This window comes from Pantoea sp. PGP6 (assembly GCF_053474785.1).
On sequence record NZ_JBQBMA010000001.1, the window covers coordinates 1,341,259 to 1,360,258 of the forward strand.

Annotated in this window: 18 protein-coding genes; 13 read left to right on the forward strand and 5 right to left on the reverse strand. The window is 58.2% G+C overall.

Annotated features, from left to right (window positions below; genetic code table 11):
• Positions 1-122 precede the first annotated feature (122 nt).
• The gene (mlaA, locus tag ACLIBF_RS06490; RefSeq protein WP_448309488.1) at positions 123-887 is read left to right on the forward strand and encodes a phospholipid-binding lipoprotein MlaA; all 765 of its coding nucleotides are present in this window, start codon (positions 123-125) and stop codon (positions 885-887) included.
• A 67-nt stretch (positions 888-954) separates the two neighbouring features.
• On the opposite strand, the gene fadL is transcribed toward mlaA, so the two are convergent.
• On the reverse strand, positions 955-2,238 hold the full coding sequence (gene fadL, locus ACLIBF_RS06495) for a long-chain fatty acid transporter FadL (RefSeq protein ID WP_279810000.1): 1,284 nt from the start codon (positions 2,236-2,238) through the stop codon (positions 955-957).
• A 357-nt stretch (positions 2,239-2,595) separates the two neighbouring features.
• Here fadL and ACLIBF_RS06500 point away from each other — a divergent pair, with 357 nt between their 5' ends.
• From ACLIBF_RS06500 to sixA, 4 genes are all read left to right on the forward strand, one after another.
• Positions 2,596-2,892, forward strand: coding sequence for a YfcZ/YiiS family protein (locus ACLIBF_RS06500; RefSeq protein ID WP_082097556.1), 297 nt, complete (start codon positions 2,596-2,598; stop codon positions 2,890-2,892).
• A gap of 162 nt (positions 2,893-3,054) precedes the next feature.
• On the forward strand, positions 3,055-4,365 hold the full coding sequence (fadI, locus tag ACLIBF_RS06505; protein ID WP_279810001.1) for an acetyl-CoA C-acyltransferase FadI: 1,311 nt from the start codon (positions 3,055-3,057) through the stop codon (positions 4,363-4,365).
• Positions 4,365-6,461, forward strand: coding sequence for a fatty acid oxidation complex subunit alpha FadJ (gene fadJ, locus ACLIBF_RS06510; protein ID WP_279810002.1), 2,097 nt, complete (start codon positions 4,365-4,367; stop codon positions 6,459-6,461). Before fadI ends, fadJ begins: the two co-directional genes overlap by 1 nt.
• Positions 6,462-6,685: 224 nt before the next feature.
• Entirely contained in the window at positions 6,686-7,168 is a 483-nt protein-coding gene (sixA, locus tag ACLIBF_RS06515; RefSeq protein WP_031375917.1) for a phosphohistidine phosphatase SixA, read from the forward strand.
• 31 nt (positions 7,169-7,199) lie between these two features.
• Here sixA and smrB read toward each other — a convergent pair whose 3' ends face one another.
• Complete coding sequence (smrB, locus tag ACLIBF_RS06520; protein ID WP_031375918.1) at positions 7,200-7,748, reverse strand: endonuclease SmrB; 549 nt, start codon at positions 7,746-7,748, stop codon at positions 7,200-7,202.
• Between the two features lie 160 nt (positions 7,749-7,908).
• Here smrB and prmB point away from each other — a divergent pair, with 160 nt between their 5' ends.
• The 6 genes from prmB to ACLIBF_RS06550 are packed head-to-tail and all read left to right on the forward strand — an operon-like array spanning position 7,909 to position 12,492.
• Positions 7,909-8,841 carry a 50S ribosomal protein L3 N(5)-glutamine methyltransferase gene (prmB, locus tag ACLIBF_RS06525; protein ID WP_279810003.1) on the forward strand — a complete coding sequence of 311 codons (933 nt, stop codon included), beginning with the start codon at positions 7,909-7,911 and terminating at the stop codon, positions 8,839-8,841.
• 45 nt (positions 8,842-8,886) lie between these two features.
• Complete coding sequence (aroC, locus tag ACLIBF_RS06530) at positions 8,887-9,972, forward strand: chorismate synthase (RefSeq protein WP_279810004.1); 1,086 nt, start codon at positions 8,887-8,889, stop codon at positions 9,970-9,972.
• Between the two features lie 4 nt (positions 9,973-9,976).
• Positions 9,977-10,801, forward strand: coding sequence for a penicillin-insensitive murein endopeptidase (gene mepA / locus ACLIBF_RS06535; protein ID WP_069729005.1), 825 nt, complete (start codon positions 9,977-9,979; stop codon positions 10,799-10,801).
• An 8-nt stretch (positions 10,802-10,809) separates the two neighbouring features.
• Positions 10,810-11,613: a sulfite exporter TauE/SafE family protein gene (locus ACLIBF_RS06540; protein ID WP_031375922.1), complete on the forward strand. Its 804-nt coding sequence runs from the start codon at positions 10,810-10,812 to the stop codon at positions 11,611-11,613.
• 16 nt (positions 11,614-11,629) lie between these two features.
• Positions 11,630-12,175 (forward strand): elongation factor P hydroxylase, encoded by a 546-nt coding sequence (locus ACLIBF_RS06545; protein ID WP_031375923.1) that lies wholly within the window; start codon positions 11,630-11,632, stop codon positions 12,173-12,175.
• Between the two features lie 32 nt (positions 12,176-12,207).
• Positions 12,208-12,492 (forward strand): YfcL family protein, encoded by a 285-nt coding sequence (locus ACLIBF_RS06550; RefSeq protein ID WP_010257960.1) that lies wholly within the window; start codon positions 12,208-12,210, stop codon positions 12,490-12,492.
• 33 nt (positions 12,493-12,525) lie between these two features.
• On the opposite strand, the gene mnmC is transcribed toward ACLIBF_RS06550, so the two are convergent.
• Positions 12,526-14,532, reverse strand: coding sequence for a bifunctional tRNA (5-methylaminomethyl-2-thiouridine)(34)-methyltransferase MnmD/FAD-dependent 5-carboxymethylaminomethyl-2-thiouridine(34) oxidoreductase MnmC (gene mnmC, locus ACLIBF_RS06555; protein ID WP_069729004.1), 2,007 nt, complete (start codon positions 14,530-14,532; stop codon positions 12,526-12,528).
• 154 nt (positions 14,533-14,686) lie between these two features.
• Between mnmC and fabB the strand changes: the two genes are divergently transcribed.
• Complete coding sequence (gene fabB / locus ACLIBF_RS06560; RefSeq protein ID WP_031377182.1) at positions 14,687-15,907, forward strand: beta-ketoacyl-ACP synthase I; 1,221 nt, start codon at positions 14,687-14,689, stop codon at positions 15,905-15,907.
• Positions 15,908-15,991: 84 nt separating this feature from the next.
• Here the strand turns inward: fabB and pdxR are convergent, their stop codons facing one another.
• Positions 15,992-17,413 (reverse strand): MocR-like pyridoxine biosynthesis transcription factor PdxR, encoded by a 1,422-nt coding sequence (pdxR, locus tag ACLIBF_RS06565; RefSeq protein WP_031377183.1) that lies wholly within the window; start codon positions 17,411-17,413, stop codon positions 15,992-15,994.
• Positions 17,414-17,500: 87 nt separating this feature from the next.
• On the opposite strand from pdxR, the gene ACLIBF_RS06570 reads away from it, so the two are divergent.
• Positions 17,501-17,944, forward strand: a complete 444-nt coding sequence (locus ACLIBF_RS06570) for a rhodanese-like domain-containing protein (protein ID WP_031377184.1) — start codon at positions 17,501-17,503, stop codon at positions 17,942-17,944.
• Between the two features lies 1 nt (position 17,945).
• On the opposite strand, the gene flk is transcribed toward ACLIBF_RS06570, so the two are convergent.
• Entirely contained in the window at positions 17,946-18,983 is a 1,038-nt protein-coding gene (gene flk, locus ACLIBF_RS06575) for a flagella biosynthesis regulator Flk (protein ID WP_031377185.1), read from the reverse strand.
• Positions 18,984-19,000: the final 17 nt, after the last annotated feature.

Consider the following 19,000-nt stretch of genomic DNA (forward strand, 5'->3'; position numbering starts at 1 on the left):
AGGCAGATCCTGTCTCACCCAGGCTGACGTAAAGTTAGCTATGCTGAGGGTATACAGGTTCGTTAATGGACTGCCGCCTGAAGGGTGAGCAGACTTTTTTTCATCCGCACAGGGAGATTGGAATGAATTATCGCCTGACCAGCCTGGCTGTTGCCAGCGTTCTTCTGGTGGGTTGTGCCAGTTCGAAGCCGGCGAATGACGAACCTGCTCAGCGCAGCGATCCGTTCGAAGGCTTTAACCGCACGATGTTCAACTTTAACTACAACGTGCTCGATCCCTATGTGCTTCGCCCGGTAGCCGTCGCCTGGCGCGACTATGTACCGGTGCCAGCCCGCACCGGCCTGAGTAATTTTCTCGGTAACCTCGAAGAACCCGCCAGCATGGTTAACGCCATTCTGGTCGGTAACGGCCGTGATGCGGGTATTCACTTCACCCGTTTCTTCCTGAACAGCGTGCTGGGGCTGGGCGGCTTCATTGATGTGGCCGGTAAAGCTAATCCGGAGCTGGCGCGTGAAGAGCCGCACCGTTTCGGCACCACGCTGGGCCACTATGGCGTCGGCTATGGTCCTTACGTTGAACTGCCGGCTTACGGCAGCTTTACCGTCCGTCAGGATGGTGGCGACTACGTCGATACCCTCTATCCGATTCTCGGCTGGCTGACCTGGCCGATGTCGATTGGTAAATGGACGCTGGAAGGGATTGAGACGCGGGCACAGCTGCTCGACTCGGATGCCATCCTCAAACAGCAAAGCGATCCATACGCCTTTATTCGCAACGCCTACTTCCAGCGTCACGATTTCCTGGCGCGCAGTGGCAAGCTCAAACCGGAAGAGAACCCGAACGCAGCCGCGATTCAGGACGATCTGCAGGATATTGACGCGCAGTAAGGTGCGGTTTTTATAGCAGCAAAAAGGGCGACTCCGGTGAGTCGCCCTTTTTATTGGCCTCTGCGCATCAGAACTTATAGTTAAAGTTCGCGCCATACAGCCAGGCCTTACCTTCGGAATTAAAGGTATACGGGCCTTCTTTGACCGTCACGTTCTGGCCGTGCATATAAGAGATGCCCACATCGACCGAAGCATTGTCGTCAAACGCGTAGGAGGTCCCGGCGCTTAACCACAGGCGATCCTGATCCGGGATGGAGATCGAACGCTTATCTGCCGGAACCGGGCTGTCATCAAAGGCGATACCGGTACGGAAGGTCCAGTTCTTGTCGTAGAAGTAAGTGGTCCCGAGCGCGATACGCCAGGCATCACGGTAACTTTCATCTTTATAGAACAGGGTCTGACCGTTGGAACCGGTCGCTTTCAGCTCCTGGAACTGGCTCCAGCTGGTATAAGCCATGCTGTAGTGAACCGCCCACTGCGGTGCCACTTTATGCCAGCCCGACACTTCCCACATTTCCGGCAGGTTGAGGGTCAGCGCGCCTGGAATGGTCGAGCCGTTGGTGCCAAAAGGGATGCCGGACTGCTGTGGATTATTAACCGCGTTCAGCGCAGAAGGGAGATTACTTTTGTAATCGCCATCAAAATCAACTTTGACTTCTGAGCGGTAGGTAAAGCCGAAACGGTTATTTTCATCTACTTCATACAGGATACCGGCGTTCCAGCCGTAGCCCCACTCATCACCTTTCAGATGGGCGACCTGGGTATCCGCCGGGATGCGTAACGCTGCGCCTGATTCACCGGCATAACGTTCTATTTTCGCTTTGGCGTAGACCGCATCAAATCCCACCCCGACGCTGAAATGTTCATTCAGTCGGTAAGCGGTGCTGAGGTTAAAATTGCCGGTCATCAGGTCGGTTTTACCGCCGTAGCCGCCAGCGGTGTAACCATTATTAAACTCTGTTGCTAAGCCATAATTGGAGGTAGCAGACGCGCCAATCCACCATTGATCATTAATTGGCTGGACGTAATGAATATTCGGCACCCATTGGCTCGGGGCAATATTATTTGCATCCAGACTGCGGCCACTCTGGCTGCGTCCGCTGATATTTACATCCGGATCGATATACACCGCCCCGATGGAAAACGCCGGACGATCCATTAACGCCATGGTTGCCGGGTTACGGCTGGCGGACGCGGCGGTATCGCCCATTGCGCCTTCGCCTGAATATGCGCGACCTAAACCAATCGAAGAAAACTCATTTAACTGAAACCCAGCTGCGTAAACATGTGAAGAGACAAGCGCCACTGCAGCCGCCACGGCTGACTTTGCAAACAGGTTTTTATGGTTCATGACCACAACCTCATGTGAATTATTATTTAACGTTATTACGTCGCGTAACAAGGGACGGCGGATTGTAGGGACTGATGTAAATCGCACATATCAGACCAGTGCGGAGAGTATAGGTCCGACCTGTGTGCATGTTGCAATATTGTTTTTAAAATATTTCAGGATTGATCGCTTAAAATTCGATCTGCGTAACAAAACTGACCCGACGCAGCACAGCATAACCAGTCCAGTTTGTTCTGGATCAAATTTTATTGTGATATTCGTCACTTAGCTACAGGTTGATGGCGCATCTTTAACCGAAGAGGTAAAATCTGGCGCATAAAATTGCTTATCCCACCAGACTATCGTCAGGAGAAAATGATGACTGATGCCATTAAAAAATGCAGTGCGACCGAAACGGCAGCCTGCTGTTGCGTCGATGTCGGCACGGTAATGGATAATACCGATTGCACTGCCAGCTGGTCGGAGTGGTTTGCACAGCGCGCTGATGCTGAAGCAAAACTGGCCAGCCTGACCGAACGTGCGCGTGAAGTTGAGTCTGACCCTTGCCTGATTGAGGCACGCTTCAGCGATGTGGACCAGGGAGTACAGCTCGATATCGATTTCACCTTCTGCTGCCAGGCAGAAACCCTGATTTTCCAGCTCGGTTTACGCTAACCCGCCAGACGCCGCTTCCAGAGCGGCGTTTTTCATTTTCGTGTTTCCCTTCGCAATTTTTCCCTTTCGATATTGGCGACTCACCCGCTTGTGGTTAACACTGGGATCAGGTCAGACCTCTTTGGGCAATGATGCCCCAGTCCCGATTCACAGGTGAGAACAATGAGCAAAGCGCAGCCGCTGCTGACGCGCGATGGCGAACGCATCGCGATTACCCACGGGTTACGTACCCCTTTTTTGCGCCAGGCGACCGGCTTCCATGGCATTCCGGCGGTAGAACTGGGACGGATGGTGGTCAGCGAATTAATGGCACGCAGCGAACTGCCGGTCGACGTGATTGAGCAGCTGGTGTTTGGTCAGGTAGTGCAGATGCCCGAAGCGCCGAATATTGCGCGCGAAATCGTACTCAGCAGCGGACTCAGCGTCCATACCGACGCGTACAGCGTCAGCCGCGCCTGCGCCACCAGTTTTCAGGCGGTGGCTAACGTCTGTGAAAGTTTACTGGCCGGGACCATCTCTGCCGGCATCGCCGGTGGCGCTGATTCGTCATCGGTGCTGCCGATTGGCGTCAGCAAAACCCTGGCGCGAGCCCTGGTTGATCTCAATAAAGCGCGCAACCTGTCGCAAAAATTACAGATTCTGCGTCGTCTGCGCCCGCGTGATCTGCTACCGGTGCCGCCTGCGGTGGCCGAGTATTCAACCGGACTGCGAATGGGCGACACCGCCGAGCAGATGGCCAAAAGCCACGGTATCAGTCGTCAGGCACAGGATGCGCTGGCGCTGCGTTCTCACCAGCATGCCGCCAAAGCATGGCAATCGGGCGTGCTGCAACAGGAAGTGATGGCGGCGCTGGTGCCGCCCTGGAAAAAGCCAATCGATCAGGACAATAACGTGCGGATGGATGCCAAAGCTGAAGATTATGCCCGGCTGCGTCCGGCGTTTGATCGCCAGCACGGCAGCGTGACTGCCGCCAACAGTACGCCTCTGACGGACGGTGCGGCAGCAGTCATCCTGATGCGTGAAGGGCGCGCCCGTGAGTTGGGACTGCAACCGCTTGGCTATCTGCGCAGCTATGCCTTTACCGCGATTGGCGTACAGCAGGATATGCTGCTGGGCCCGGCCTACGCCTCGCCCGTGGCGCTGGACCGCGCTGGCATCACGCTGGCCGATCTGACGCTGATTGATATGCATGAAGCTTTCGCCGCTCAGACTCTGAGTAACCTGCAACTGTTCCGGGATGAGCGCTTTGCCCGCGAAGTGCTGAATCGTCCCCATGCGCTGGGTGAGGTGAATGAAGAGCGCTTTAACGTACTGGGGGGATCGATCGCCTATGGCCATCCTTTTGCCGCTACCGGTGCGCGAATGATCACCCAGACGCTGAACGAACTTCGGCGGCGCGGGGGTGGATTAGGACTGGTTACCGCCTGTGCGGCCGGTGGTCTGGGTGCGGCAATGGTTCTGGAGGCCGAATAATGGAGCAGAATGCTTTTCATTTACAGCTGCGGCTGGATCACGTCGGCGTCATAACCATTGACGTGCCGGGCGAGAAGATGAACACCCTTAAAGCGGAATTTGCTGGCCAGATCGCTGCCATTATTGCCGAGGCGCGGCGCGATCCTCAGCTGGCCGGTCTGGTACTGATTTCGGGCAAAGCTGACAACTTTATCGCCGGTGCCGACATCAGCATGATCGATCGCTGTCAGAGTGCCGCAGATGCTGAAGCGCTGGCGAAACAGGGACAGGAAGTGATGGCGATGCTTGCCGCCTTGCCTTTCCCGGTAGTGGCCGCGATTCACGGTGCCTGCCTCGGCGGCGGGCTTGAGCTGGCGCTGGCTTGCGATGCGCGCATCTGCTCGCTGGATGATAAAACCCGCCTTGGCTTGCCGGAAGTCCAGCTCGGCTTATTGCCCGGCTCAGGCGGCACGCAGCGGTTACCTCGCTTGATCGGCGTGCAGCAGGCGTTGCCGCTGATCCTGACCGGTAAAAACCTGCGGGCGAAACAGGCCCGTAAACTCGGCATGGTTGATGATGCGGTGCCGCAGGCGATTTTGCTGGAGACCGCTATCGCACGGGTGAAAAAAGGCAAGGCCAGCGCCCGTACGCTGCCGCTGCGCGATCGCCTGCTACAGGGACCGATTGCGCGTCAGGCGCTGTTTGCGCTGGCCAGTCGCCAGACCGCCGCCAAAACGCAGGGCAACTACCCGGCGGCAAAACGCATTATTGACGTGGTGCGCATTGGACTGGAGCAGGGCAGCCGTGCCGGACATGATGCTGAAGCCCGCGCCTTTGGTGAGCTGGCTATGACGCCAGAATCGGTTGCGTTACGCGGTCTGTTCTTCGCAACCACCGCGATGAAAAAAGAACGGGGTGGCGACGCGACGCCGCGCCCGGTCCACAACATCGGTATTCTGGGTGGCGGCCTGATGGGCGGCGGTATCGCCAGCGTCAGTGCCATCAACGCCGGGTTACCGGTGCGCATAAAGGATATCTCGCTGGAGGGGATAAACCATGCGCTGAAAACCAGCTGGGAGCTGCTGAGCAAAAAGGTTAAACGCCGTCAGATCACCCCGGCTCAGCGTCAGCAGCAGATGGCCCGTATCACCGGCGGCATTGATTATCAGGGCTTCGCCCGGCGTGATGTGGTGATTGAAGCGGTATTTGAAGATCTGGCGCTCAAGCAACAGATGGTGCGTGAGATTGAATCACACTGTCAGCCGCAGACGATATTTGCCTCTAACACCTCTTCCTTGCCGATTGAGGATATCGCTGCCGGGGCGCAGCGGCCGGAAAACGTTATCGGACTGCACTATTTCAGCCCGGTAGAGAAAATGCCGCTGGTGGAGGTCATTCCCCATCTGAATACCTCCAGCGAAACACTGGTAACGATCGTGGCACTGGCGCGCAGCCAGGGCAAAACGCCGATTGTGGTGGCGGATAAGCCCGGTTTTTACGTTAACCGGATTCTGGCACCCTATATAAATGAGGCGATGCGCTGTCTGCTGGAAGGTGAACCGATTGAGCATATCGATCGTGCGCTGGTGAAATTTGGTTTCCCGGTCGGTCCACTCCAGTTGCTGGATGAGGTCGGCATTGATGTCGGCAGCAAAATTTCCCCGATTCTGCAGCAGGCTTACGGCGAGCGTTTTGCCGCGCCTGCTGCGTTTGAGGCGGTACTGAATGATGGCCGCAAAGGGCGTAAAAACCGCAAAGGCTTCTATCGCTACGATCAGCCGCGCTGGCAGCGTAAAAAGCCGGATGCGTCGCTTTATGCCCTACTGAAAATCACGCCGCAGGCGCGACAGAGCGAGGCGCAGATAGCCGAACGCTGCGTGATGATGATGCTGAACGAAGCGGCGCGCTGCCTGGATGAGCAGGTGATTCGCTGCGCGCGGGATGGCGATATCGGCGCGGTGTTCGGCATCGGTTTCCCGCCGTTTCTCGGTGGTCCGTTCCATTATATAGAACAATCGGGCGCGGCGGAGCAGGTCAATAGATTAACCCGGCTAATGCAGCAACATGGCGAACGTTTCGCGCCGTGTGAAGCGCTGATTAAGGCCGCCGCAGAATAGACGAAATTTTACATTTCTGGCTGAAATGGAATACCCACTCCGATTCAGCGGGTTAGAAAAGCGTCGCCAGAGTGTGCGCCGCAGCAGGAATATGAGAAGTGCTTATTTAATAAACAACCGGTTGACTATACTGAAGCCATTAGGGTACAACACAGCGTTCATTCGCAGAGTGAAGAGTCAGGCGCGATGCGTCGGGCGATGTCGACAAACAACAGCGGTGCTTTATGCAAGTTTTTATCATGCGTCACGGCGATGCAGCTCTGGAAGCAGCAAGTGATTCAGTCAGGCCTTTAACGCTATGCGGCTGTGATGAATCACGCCAGATGGCGAACTGGCTTAACAGTCAGACGCCGGACATAGAATGTGTGCTGGTCAGTCCCTACCTGCGTGCGCAGCAAACGCTCGCCACGGTACGTGAGGCATTTCCTCTGCCTGAAGGCCAGGAAGTGTTACCTGAATTAACGCCGGGCGGCGACCCGGGGCTGGTGGGGTGCTATCTGCAAACCCTGGCAAATGAAGGGGTGAAATCCGCGCTGGTGATTTCACATTTACCGTTGGTGGGGTATTTAGTCTCTGAACTTTGCCCGCAGGAAGCGCCGCCAATGTTCGCCACTTCCGCTATCGCCTGCGTCGAGTTTGATCCGGCACAGAGTGAAGGCAAACTGCTGTGGCAGGTCAGTCCGCGCAAACTGGCAAAAGCGATTTAACGTCTGTGGGCCGAAACGTCGGCCCTTCCTCTCAGGGCAATTCAGGCGGTTGCCACTCCTCAATCTCAATCAGCACCAGCAGGGCGGCATCGCCGCCAAACATCTTCGGTGCCTGATGAAAAGCCATTACCCACGGATGCTGGGCCAGCCACAGCGGCGTTTGCTGCTTCAGAACATGTTTACCATGGCCGGTCATCACGCTGGCACAAAACAGATGCTCACGGCGGCAGGCGGCGATCAGCGCCCCCAGTTCCTGCTTGGCCTGCTGCTGGGTTAAGCCGTGCAGGTCGAGAAATATCTCTGGCGTATAGTCGCCGCGCCGCAGTTTTTTCAATTCAAAGTGGCTGACGTCAGCGCGCACATAACGCGTCGCCCCCTCGGTTGAGAGCAGCGGCTGAAACTCATCCGAGAAGTAATGGCTGTTATCCGCCTGCTCTGAAAGCAGACGTTTTACCGGCACCTCGCGGGTTTTCACCCGCGGCTTGTGCACAAAGGTATCCTGTTTTAGCTGGCGCGTTCCGGTCATTAACTGCCGAAACAGCGCTTTATCATCCTGGCTCAAGGGCGTTTTTTTACTCATGGCGGGCCGGTCATATCAGAAAAGGCTGTCAGACAGCAGATGGCGATACCTTACCGTTAAGTGTCATTAAATGTCAGCTTTTTCACCTTGCTGCGCTGAATTCTCCCCGGCTTCATGGCACACTATCGGCCGATTTAGCAAATGGCCTGCGGAGGGCTACGTGGACAAAATTTTCGTCGATGAGGCAGTGAACGAGCTGCACACCATTCAGGACATGCTGCGCTGGGCGGTCAGCCGCTTTTCCGCTGCCGGAATCTGGTACGGACATGGCACAGACAATCCGTGGGACGAAGCCGTTCAACTGGTCCTGCCGTCCCTCTGGCTGCCGCTGGATATTCCGGAAGAGATGCGCAACGCGCGCCTGACCGCCAGTGAGCGTCATCTGATCGTCGAGCGGGTTATTCGCCGCGTCAATGAGCGCATTCCGGTCGCCTATCTGACCCACAAAGCCTGGTTCTGCGGCCACGAATTTTATGTCGATGAGCGGGTACTGGTGCCGCGTTCACCGATTGGTGAACTGATCGAGAATCGCTTTGCCGGTCTGATCAGCGAGAAACCGCGCCACATTCTGGATATGTGCACCGGCAGCGGCTGTATCGCCATCGCCTGCGCCTATGCGTTCCCTGAGGCTGAAGTTGACGCGGTCGACATCTCCAGCGATGCGCTGGCGGTTGCCGAGCAGAACATCGAAGAACATGGTCTGATGCAGCAGGTTACGCCGATCCGCGCCGATCTGTTCCGCGAGTTACCGGCGCTGAAATACGATCTGATCGTCACCAATCCGCCTTATGTCGATGCGGAAGATATGGACGATCTGCCGGGCGAATATCACCACGAGCCGGAACTGGGACTGGCGGCAGGCAGCGATGGCCTGAAGCTGGTGCGCCGCATCCTGGCCTGTGCGCCACAGTATCTGAGCGAGCAGGGCGTGCTGATTTGCGAAGTCGGCAACAGCATGGTGCACATGATGGAACAGTATCCCGATGTGCCGTTTACCTGGCTGGAGTTCGATAACGGCGGCGATGGCGTATTTATGCTGACCCGTCAGCAGATCGTCGACGCACAGCATCATTTCTCTTTTTACAAAGACTAAAAGTGGGGCGAAGCATCGCCCGCCGAACCGTAACAAGGAACCACAATGGCCGGAAACAGCATCGGACAATTTTTTCGAGTAACCACCTTTGGCGAGTCCCACGGTCTTGCGCTGGGCTGCATTGTTGATGGTGTGCCGCCGGGCATTCCGCTAACCGAAGCAGATATTCAGCACGATCTCGATCGTCGTCGGCCAGGAACGTCGCGCTATACCACTCAGCGCCGCGAGCCGGATCAGGTGAAAATTTTGTCCGGTGTGTTTGAGGGCGTGACCACCGGTACCTCCATTGGCCTGCTGATTGAGAATACCGATCAGCGTTCCCAGGATTACGGTGCCATCAAAGATCTGTTCCGTCCGGGCCACGCCGATTACACCTACGAACAAAAGTATGGTCAGCGTGACTATCGGGGCGGCGGCCGCTCGTCGGCGCGCGAAACCGCGATGCGCGTTGCTGCCGGTGCGATTGCCAAAAAGTATCTGCAGATGAAGCACGGCGTGGTGGTGCGCGGCTATCTGGCGCAGATCGGCGATATCGCCTGTGAGCTGAAACAGTGGGAGATCGTCGAACAAAATCCGTTCTTCTGCCCGGATGCAGACAAGCTGGACGCGCTGGACGAACTGATGCGCAGCCTGAAAAAAGAGGGTGACTCGATTGGTGCCAAAGTGACGGTAATGGCGGAAAACGTGCCGCCGGGTCTGGGCGAGCCGGTGTTCGACCGTCTGGACGCCGACCTGGCCCACGCGCTGATGAGCATCAACGCGGTGAAAGGCGTCGAGATTGGCGATGGCTTTGCGGTGGTTAATCAGCGTGGCAGCCAGCATCGTGACGAAATTCGCCGTAACGGCTTTCAGAGCAACCACGCGGGCGGCATCCTCGGTGGCATCAGCAGCGGTCAGACCATCAGCGCCAATATCGCGATGAAGCCGACTTCCAGCATCACCGTGCCGGGCAAAACTATCACCCGCGACGGCGAAGAAGTAGAGATGATCACCAAAGGTCGTCACGATCCCTGCGTCGGGATCCGCGCCGTGCCGATCGCCGAAGCGATGATGGCGATCGTCCTGATGGATCATCTGCTGCGCCAGCGGGCGCAGAATGGGGACGTTAACAGCCCCGTGCCGCGCTGGTGATCGCATGAAAGCGCTTCTGCTTACGCTTAGCACGCTGTTGTTCAGCGCCCCGATGCTGGCGGCCACGCCATGGCAACAAATCCAGCAGCCGATCAGCGGTACCCCGCAGTCGGTCGGCGGCTTTGCAAACGGTTGTATCATTGGTGCCCAGGCGCTGCCGCTGAATTCACCTCATTATCAGGTCATGCGTCAGGACCAGCGGCGCTACTTCGGCCATCCCGATCTGATCCAGTTCATTCAGCGTCTCAGCACCCAGGTGCATAATCTGCAGCTGGGTAACCTGCTGATTGGCGACATGGGCATGGCAGCAGGTGGGCGCTTCAGTAGCGGCCACGCCAGTCACCAGACCGGACTGGATGTGGATATCTGGCTGCAACTGCCGAAAACCCGCTGGAGTGCGCAGCAGCTGCTGAAGCCGCAGCCGCTGGATCTGGTGGGGCCAGGCGATAAAAACGTCATTGCCCGTCACTGGCAGCCGGAGATCGACAGTCTGATTAAGCTGGCGGCGAAAGACGATGACGTCACGCGCATCTTCGTCAATCCGGCGATCAAGAAACAGCTGTGTGCCGATGCTGGCGCGGATCGAGACTGGCTGCGTAAAGTGCGCCCGTGGTTTGCCCATCGCGCCCATATGCATGTGCGGTTGCGCTGTCCGGCCGGCAGCATCGGCTGTGAAGATCAGCCTGCGCCGCCGGCGGGTGATGGCTGTGGCGCAGAGTTGCAGAGCTGGTTCCTGCCGAAAAAACCGGGTAGCGGTGCGCCTGTGAAACGCGAACCTCCACCGTTGCCGCCTGCCTGTCAGGCGCTGCTGGATAAACATTTACTGTAAGGGATCACATGGATTGGTTCGTGATCAGCCCGTTGCTGGTCGGGCTGCTGTTCTTTGTCGCCATGCTGGCCGGTTTTATTGATTCCATTGCCGGCGGCGGCGGTCTGCTGACCGTGCCGTCGCTGCTGGCCGCCGGGCTTTCCCCGGCGCAGGCGCTGGCGACCAACAAGCTACAGTCGGTGGGCGGGTCATTCTCAGCCAGCCTCTACTTTATCCGGCGCGGTGCGGTGAAGCTGAATGAGCAGTGGCTGAATATCGCCATGACTTTTCTCGGTTCGGTGCTGGGGGCGGTGCTGATTCAGCGTCTGCAGGCGGACATTCTGCGCCAGATGTTGCCGCTGTTTCTGATTGCTATCGGTTTGTGGTTTCTGCTGATGCCGCGGATTGGTGAAGAAGATCGCGCCCGTCGCCTGCACGGCATCGCTTATGCGCTGGTGGGCGGCGGTTGCATCGGTTTCTACGATGGCTTTTTCGGACCCGGCGCTGGCTCTTTTTATGCACTGGCGTTTGTCACCCTCTGTGGCTACAACCTCGCTAAAGCGACGGCGCATGCCAAGATCCTTAACTTCACCTCCAACTTCGGTAGCCTGCTGTTCTTTATGTTTGGCGGCAAAGTGGTGTGGGGAACCGGTCTGATCATGATGCTGGGCGCGTTCTGCGGGGCGCGACTGGGCGCACGCCTGGTGCTGACCCGCGGGCAAAAGCTGATCCGTCCGATGGTGGTGATCGTCTCCGCCGTCATGAGCGTTAAATTGCTGTGGGACAGCCACGGCAGCGCCGTTCTGGCGTGGTTCGCCACGCTGCACCCGTAACTATTACGTGATAACAATGAGCACAACACACGATTACACTCAGCTGATTACGCTGTTTGATCGCTGCTTTAGCGATGAATTTCAGACCCGTCTAATTAAAGGCGACGACGAACCGATCTATCTTCCGGCAGATGCAGAGTCGCCGTGGAACCGCGTGGTGTTTGCCCACGGTTTTTATGCCAGCGCCCTGCATGAAATATCTCACTGGTGCATCGCCGGTGAAGCGCGCCGCAAACAGGTCGATTTTGGCTACTGGTACTGCCCGGATGGCCGCGATGCGCTCACCCAGAGTCAGTTTGAAGCCGTTGAAGTGAAGCCGCAGGCGCTTGAATGGATGTTTTGTGTTGCAGCAGGCTTTCCCTTCAACGTCAGTTGTGACAATCTCGACGGGGATTGTGAGCCGGATCGCATTGCGTTCCAGCGTAAGGTACATGCTCAGGTCATGAGCTATCTGACGTCGGGCATTCCCGCTCGTCCCGCGCGTTTTATTGCCGCCCTGGCGGAATTTTATGGCAGGCCTTCATTAAGCGCATCGCAGTTTCCCTGGCCGGACGATCTGTGATGCAGCAAGGCATTATCAAAAGAGGAATTGAGATGATCGCAGAATTTGAAGCGCGTATTCTGGCCCTGATTGACGACATGGTTGAGCATGCCAGTGACGATGAGCTGTTTGCCAGCGGTTATCTGCGTGGACACCTCACACTGGCGGTCGCTGAAGTCGAACAACTGGGCGAACATACGCCGGAAGCATTGCAGATTCAGGTTACCCGTAGTCTGCAAAATGCCATTGCCGCCGGTGAGTTGTCGCCGCGTGATCAGGCCTTAGTGGTCGGAATGTGGGACAACCTGTTTGTCCAGGCTCGTCAACTCTCCGCATAACGGTACAGGGCGGCATGCCGCCCGCAACCCCGCTTAAACCGGTTTACCCTTCAGCAATTTTCGGACCCAGTAACGATTCGGATTCAGCGCAGCCAGCGTGGCGGCATCTGCCGGTTGCGGTTCGCCGGTCAACTGTGCCGCCAGCACTTCAGCCGCCAGCGGTGCGCTGCATAATCCGCGTGAACCGAGCGCACCAAACAGATACAGACCGTTAAAGCCAGGAGCATCAGCGATCGCGCTGCCCGCCGCCTGCTGTGCCGGTAAATCGGCGTAGCGCGCCAGCGTGGCGGCATAATCCGGCACGCTGCCGACCATCGGCAGATGATCGCGGGTCGCACAGCGCACCCCAACACGCGCCTCATCCGCACTGATGTCTACCGTGTCGGTCCAGCGACTGTCGGGCAGGCACTGTTGCAGACGGCTGCGGTTCTCCTGCTGATCCTGCTGCCGATACGCGGTGGCGGTTTCGCCGCGATGATAGCTGGCACCGATGCAGTGCGTAGCGAACTGCGGACTGACCGGCGTCAGGTAGCCGTCGTAGCAGAGCACGGTCTGCAGCGCATTCAGTTCCGGCGTCGACGGAACGTGACTCACCTGGCCTGCCACCGGATAGATCGGCAGAGGCGCACTCTGGGTAAACTCGCTGATGGCGTGACCATTCGCCAGTACCACCGTCGGATGGCGCACCGCCGGACGATCGCTGAACGACAGCGTCCACTGTTCACCGTCATGCGCCAGCCCGGTTACGCGGTGCAGCCAGTGGATCCGCAAGCCCTGCGTCTCGCCATGGGCCAGCATCGCCGAGGTCAGTTCGGCCGGTGACAGCCAGCCACCCTGCGGATAGAAAATCCCGCCGCAGCCGAGCGTCACCCCCGCCAGCGCTTCTGCCTGGCCGGCATCAACAGCACAGGCAATGTCGTCAGGTAACCCCATGGCCAGCATCTGTTCAATTTTTTTGCTGCTTTTCTGGTCCCAGCCGAGTTGCAACACGCCGCTCCAGTGATGTTCGTAAGGCAGCGGCAGCCGATCGTAGAGGCGGCGGGCAAAGCTGAACGCCGCCGGAAAAAAGGTGGCGATGGCCGGATCGTGCTGATTAAGCAGCGGATAGAGCGCGCCCTGGCGGTTGCCGGACGCGCCCAGCGCCGGTGCCTCATCGGCGCAGTAGAGCGTCACGCGCCAGCCGCGCCGCAGCAGCGCCAGCGCTAAACTGGCGCTGGCCACGCCGCCGCCAATCAGCGCCGCTTCCCGCGACGAACTGGCGGGTCGGGCATACCACGGCTGCGTCGCAGGCAGCGGCGGTGCTGATTGCAGGCTGCCGCACAGCATCTCGCGTTTAGGTCCGAAACCTTTCCGGCGGGTGACGCTGAAACCCGCCTGCTGCAATCCACGCCGCACGAAGCCGGCAGCCGTAAAAGTGGCAAACGTCGCCTGCGGCCGTGCCAGCGTCGCCATCATACTGAATAGCTGTGGCGTCCACATATCGGGGTTTTTCGACGGCGCAAAGCCATCGAGGAACCAGGCATCCACCTGACGATGCAGGCTGTCATCCAGCGTACTCATCAGCTGATTAATATCACCCAGCCACAGATCGAGCGTGATGCGGCCGCCATCAAACAGCAGACGCTGGCAGCCGGGCAGGGCAGCGGGCCACTGCGCCTGCAGTTCGTCAGCCCACGGGGCCAGTTCGGGCCAGTGCTGATGCGCGGCGGTTAAATCGGCGCGCGTTAACGGAAACTTCTCAAAGCTGATGAAATGCAGACGTTTTAAAATCGCGTCCGGCTGCTGGCGCTGAAACGCATCAAAAGCCTGCCACAGCGTGAGAAAATTGAGACCGGTGCCGAAACCGCTTTCGGCCACAATCAGCACATCACGCGGATGCTGAGCGAAGCGCTGCGGCAACTGATTGCCCCCGAGGAAGACATAGCGGGTCTCTTCCAGACCGTTATCGTTGGAGAAATAGACGTCACCAAACGCTCGGGAAACAGGTGTACCCTGTTCATTCCAGTTCAGCTGTGCATGTTCGACCGGGGTTAATTTCACGCTAAAGGCTCATTTTTCAGGCAGTGGCGCGATTTTAGCGACCAGCGTGACATGACGCAAATTTACAAAAGGAAATGGCTGATCGGACTTGTTCGGCGTACAAGTGTACGCTAGAGTGCTGGTCAATTAAGAAGAAGTGGATGAGGATTATTGAATGAAACGTGCTGTGATTACTGGCTTAGGGATCGTTTCCAGTATTGGTAATAACCAGCAAGAGGTGCTGGCATCTCTGCGTGAAGGCCGCTCTGGCATCACCTTTTCTGAAGAGATGAAAGATTCCGGCATGCGTAGTCACGTCTGGGGTAACGTAAAATTAGATACCACCGGCCTCATCGATCGCAAAGTCGTGCGTTTCATGAGTGATGCGTCCATCTATGCCTATCTTTCCATGGAAGAAGCGATTAAAGATTCTGGCCTGAGCGTGGAAGCGTATCAGAACAACCCACGTGTGGGTCTGATTGCCGGTTCAGGCGGCGGTTCACCGCGTTTCCAGGTGTTTGGTGCTGATGCAATGCGCAGCCCACGCGGCCTGAAAGCGGTTGGCCCGTATGTGGTCACCAAAGCGATGGCGTCTGGCGTTTCAGCCTGTCTCGCCACGCCGTTTAAAATTCACGGCGTAAACTACTCAATCAGCTCAGCCTGTGCCACCTCGGCACACTGTATCGGTAACGCGGTTGAGCAGATCCAGCTGGGCAAACAGGACATCGTCTTTGCCGGCGGCGGCGAAGAGCTGTGCTGGGAAATGGCCTGTGAGTTCGACGCAATGGGCGCGCTCTCTACCCGTTACAACGACACGCCAGAAAAAGCCTCACGTACCTACGATAACGAGCGCGACGGCTTCGTGATCGCCGGTGGCGGTGGCATGGTGGTGGTTGAAGAGCTGGAACATGCGCTGGCTCGCGGTGCGCACATCTATGCTGAAATCGTCGGCTACGGTGCAACTTCAGACGGCGCAGATATGGTGGCACCGTCAGGTGAAGGCGCAGTTCGCTGCATGAAGATGGCGATGAACGGCGTAGATACCCCAATCGACTACCTCAACAGCCACGGCACCTCAACGCCGGTTGGTGATGTGAAAGAGCTGGGTGCGATTCGTGAAGTGTTTGGCGACAACACGCCGTACATCTCAGCAACCAAAGCCATGACCGGTCACTCACTGGGTGCGGCAGGCGTGCAGGAAGCGATTTACTCGCTGTTGATGCTGGAGCATGGCTTTATTGCCCCAAGCATCAATATCAACTCGCTGGATGCGGCGGCTGAAGGCATGAATATCGTGACTCAGCCAATGGAAAAAGAGTTGACCACCGTGATGTCCAACAGCTTCGGCTTTGGCGGCACCAACGCAACCCTGACCATGCGTAAATACCAGGCGTAATGCGCTGACAGATCCCAGAAGGACCGGCTTGCCGGTCCTTTTTTTTGCCGCTTATCCGCGCTTTTCTTTGCCCCTCCTTCCTTGTCAGCCTTGCCCCGCCAGCAGCCAGTGTAGTTTGTCGCAACCCGCCACGATCTCATCCGGCGTCAGTGCCGCATAGCCCAGCAGCCAGCCTTGCTGACGCGCCGGCCCGGCATACAGTGGACTAAGACGCGGCAACAACAGGCCGATCTGCGCGGCCCGGGCGGTTAACTGCGCCTCATCCTGCGCCAGCTTCACCGTTAACTGTAATCCGCCGCCGCTGTCGAACGGGGTGATCCACGGCGTCAGCCGCTGGTTAATCTGCTCGATCAGCAACTCGCGCCGACTGCGATAGAGCTGTCGCATCAGCCGAAGATGACTGGCGAAATGGCCCTGTTGCAGGAAGGCGGCGGTAATGGCCTGCGGCAGCAGGGCGCTGTGACCATCCAGTACGCTGCGTGCCTGGCCCAGCGGTGCCACCAGCGCCGGCGGAACCACCATCCACGCCAGTCGCAGCGAGGGAAACAGCGATTTAGAGAAGGTGCCGAGGGTAATCACCCGCTGATGACGGTCCAGCCCCTGCAGGGCAGGGATCGGGCGTTGGTGATAGTGAAATTCACTGTCGTAGTCATCTTCAATCAGCCAGCTGCGATTGCGCTCTGCCCACGCCAGCCAGGCCAGCCGTCGTGGCAGGCTCAGCGTAACGCCGGTCGGATAGTGATGGGAAGGGGTCAGATACATCAGCTTCGGGCTGCCATCGATCGGTACCGCACCCTGGTCATCCAGCCCGATAGCGCGCAGCCGAGCGCCCGCCGCCAGAAAAGCGTTGCGCGCGCCAGGGTAGCCCGGCTCCTCCAGCCAGACCTCATCGCCCGCATCCAGCAGCATCAGCGCCAGCAGCTGTAATGCCTGCTGGGAACTGGTGAGGATCATCACCTGCTCAGGCTGGCAATGTACGCCGCGTGACAGCGCCAGATAGTCAGCCAGGGCGCGGCGCAGTGGCAGATAGCCGCAGGGATCGCCATATCCCATCGCGGCGCTCCCCAGTGAACGCTGCACGGTACTGCTCAGACGTCGCCAGGTCTCATGAGGAAAAGCGCGTAACTCCGGCGAACCGGCAGCAAACGCATGGGGAAAAGGGGGATCCTGGCAGCCGCCGGTTGCCAGCACCTGCTGACCGCGCGCCGAAAAAGGCGCAGGCTGATGAACCGCAGGCGGCACTGACGGCTCGGGCATGGTAATCGACACAAAGCTGCCACGCCCGGTTTCACGCCGCAGGTAGCCTTCACTCTCCAGTTGCGCGTAGGCCGCCTCCACCGTGACGCGGGACAGCTTGAGATCCTCGGCCAGCTGGCGGGTGGAGGGCAACTGTTGTCCGGCGCGCAGATGGTGGCGGCTAATCGCCAGCCGCAGCGTGGTACACAGCCGCTCGCGCAGGCCGCCGGTGGCCTGATGCTGAAAAAGTTGCAGCAGCGGTGAGCGCATAAGGGTCTTATCCGGTAAGTAAAATGGGTCTCAGAGAGCAGTCCACTTTGCCGTAAACTGCCGGCATACCACAACAGGAGAATCACTATGTCATTGGTGTTACGTGTTCCGGCGGCCAGCCCGCAGCAAAGTCTCGACTACTTACAGGCTAAACTCGCTTACTATACCGATGCCTGGGATCTGGCAGAAGATCTGGCGCAACGCCAGCCGGCGATCGTGGTGATCGACGCGCGTTCATCCGGAGTCTATCGCGCCGGCCATATCTGCGGTGCGATCAATTTTCCCCATCGCGATATGGACGCGGCCAGCACTGCCCGGCTTGATCGCAGTAAAGTCTATGTCACCTATTGTGACGGGATTGGCTGTAACGGATCGACCAAAGCGGCGTGGAAGCTCGCTTCGCTGGGCTTTCAGGTAAAGGAACTGATTGGCGGGCTGGATTTCTGGAAACGTGACGGTCATCCGCTGACCTGGGGAGATGCGCCGGGCGAGTGGCCAGTGGCCGCGCCCGACGTCGCCTGCGGTTGTTAACTCACAGTACCAGCCACAGTAAAAACAGCACCACCAGCACCACAAATGCGCCCAGCATTGGCCGTTTTGCCAGCGGCTGCAGCGTCGGAGGCAGTGAGGCGACAAACGGCGACCAGATAGGTTGCGGTTTGATCTCGCTGGCGGCCAGCGGCTGTTCGTGCATCTTCTCGGCGCGACGGCTGAACAGGAAATTCAGCAGATCCTGAGTCTGGGTGGCGGTGAGCACCGTCTGCGGCGTCGCCTGGAAACGCTGCTGGCTGTAATCCTCCAGCAAACGCTGTTCGTGCTGATCGAGCGGCTGTTTCAGCGAGACTTCCAGCAGTTGCAGCGTCGGTGCGCTGTGCTGACTTAAGGTCTGGCGCACCTGCAGATACTGCGTCAGCAGCGGGAAGTGGCGCGACGGGATCGGATCGCCGCTGGTCAGGTTGACCAGCTTTAACGCCGCGGCCCACAGTTTTCCGCTTGATTCACCGGTGGCAGCCGCAAGGCGCACCACCTGCTGATTCAGGGTCTGATGCTCAGCCGGCAGCAGGCTACGATCGCTGACGCGGGTCTGCTGCGGCTGCGGAATCGCCATCTGACCGTTCTGCAGCATGGTCAGTACCTGACGCAGCTGGTCCTGGCTCAGCGCGCTCAATACCGTCTGGCCAAATTGCTGACGAATGAAATCGCTGACCGCCTGGCGATTATTGCCTTTCGGCAGCAGGTCGGTCAGCTGCGTCATCAGCTGACGCGTCGCATGACCGGTCTGCGCCTGCGTCAGGCGGGCATTCAGATACTGCTCCGCCGCCGGAAAATGGCGCGACTGTAATTCCGCTTCGCTCTTCACGCCCACTTCATGGCGCACACCGGCCCACAGCTCAGGCGCTTTCAAATTACTGAGCGAGAGAATACGCACGATCAGACGTTCTAAGGTAGTGCGCTGGGCAGGAGAGAGGGGCTGTTCACCGGCCACCGAACCGGGACGCGTTGCGCCGGTTTGCGGATTGACAGATGAACGATCGCCGACCGGCACACCGGGGCCGCTGAGAGGTTGCATGGCGGATTCCTTGGGAA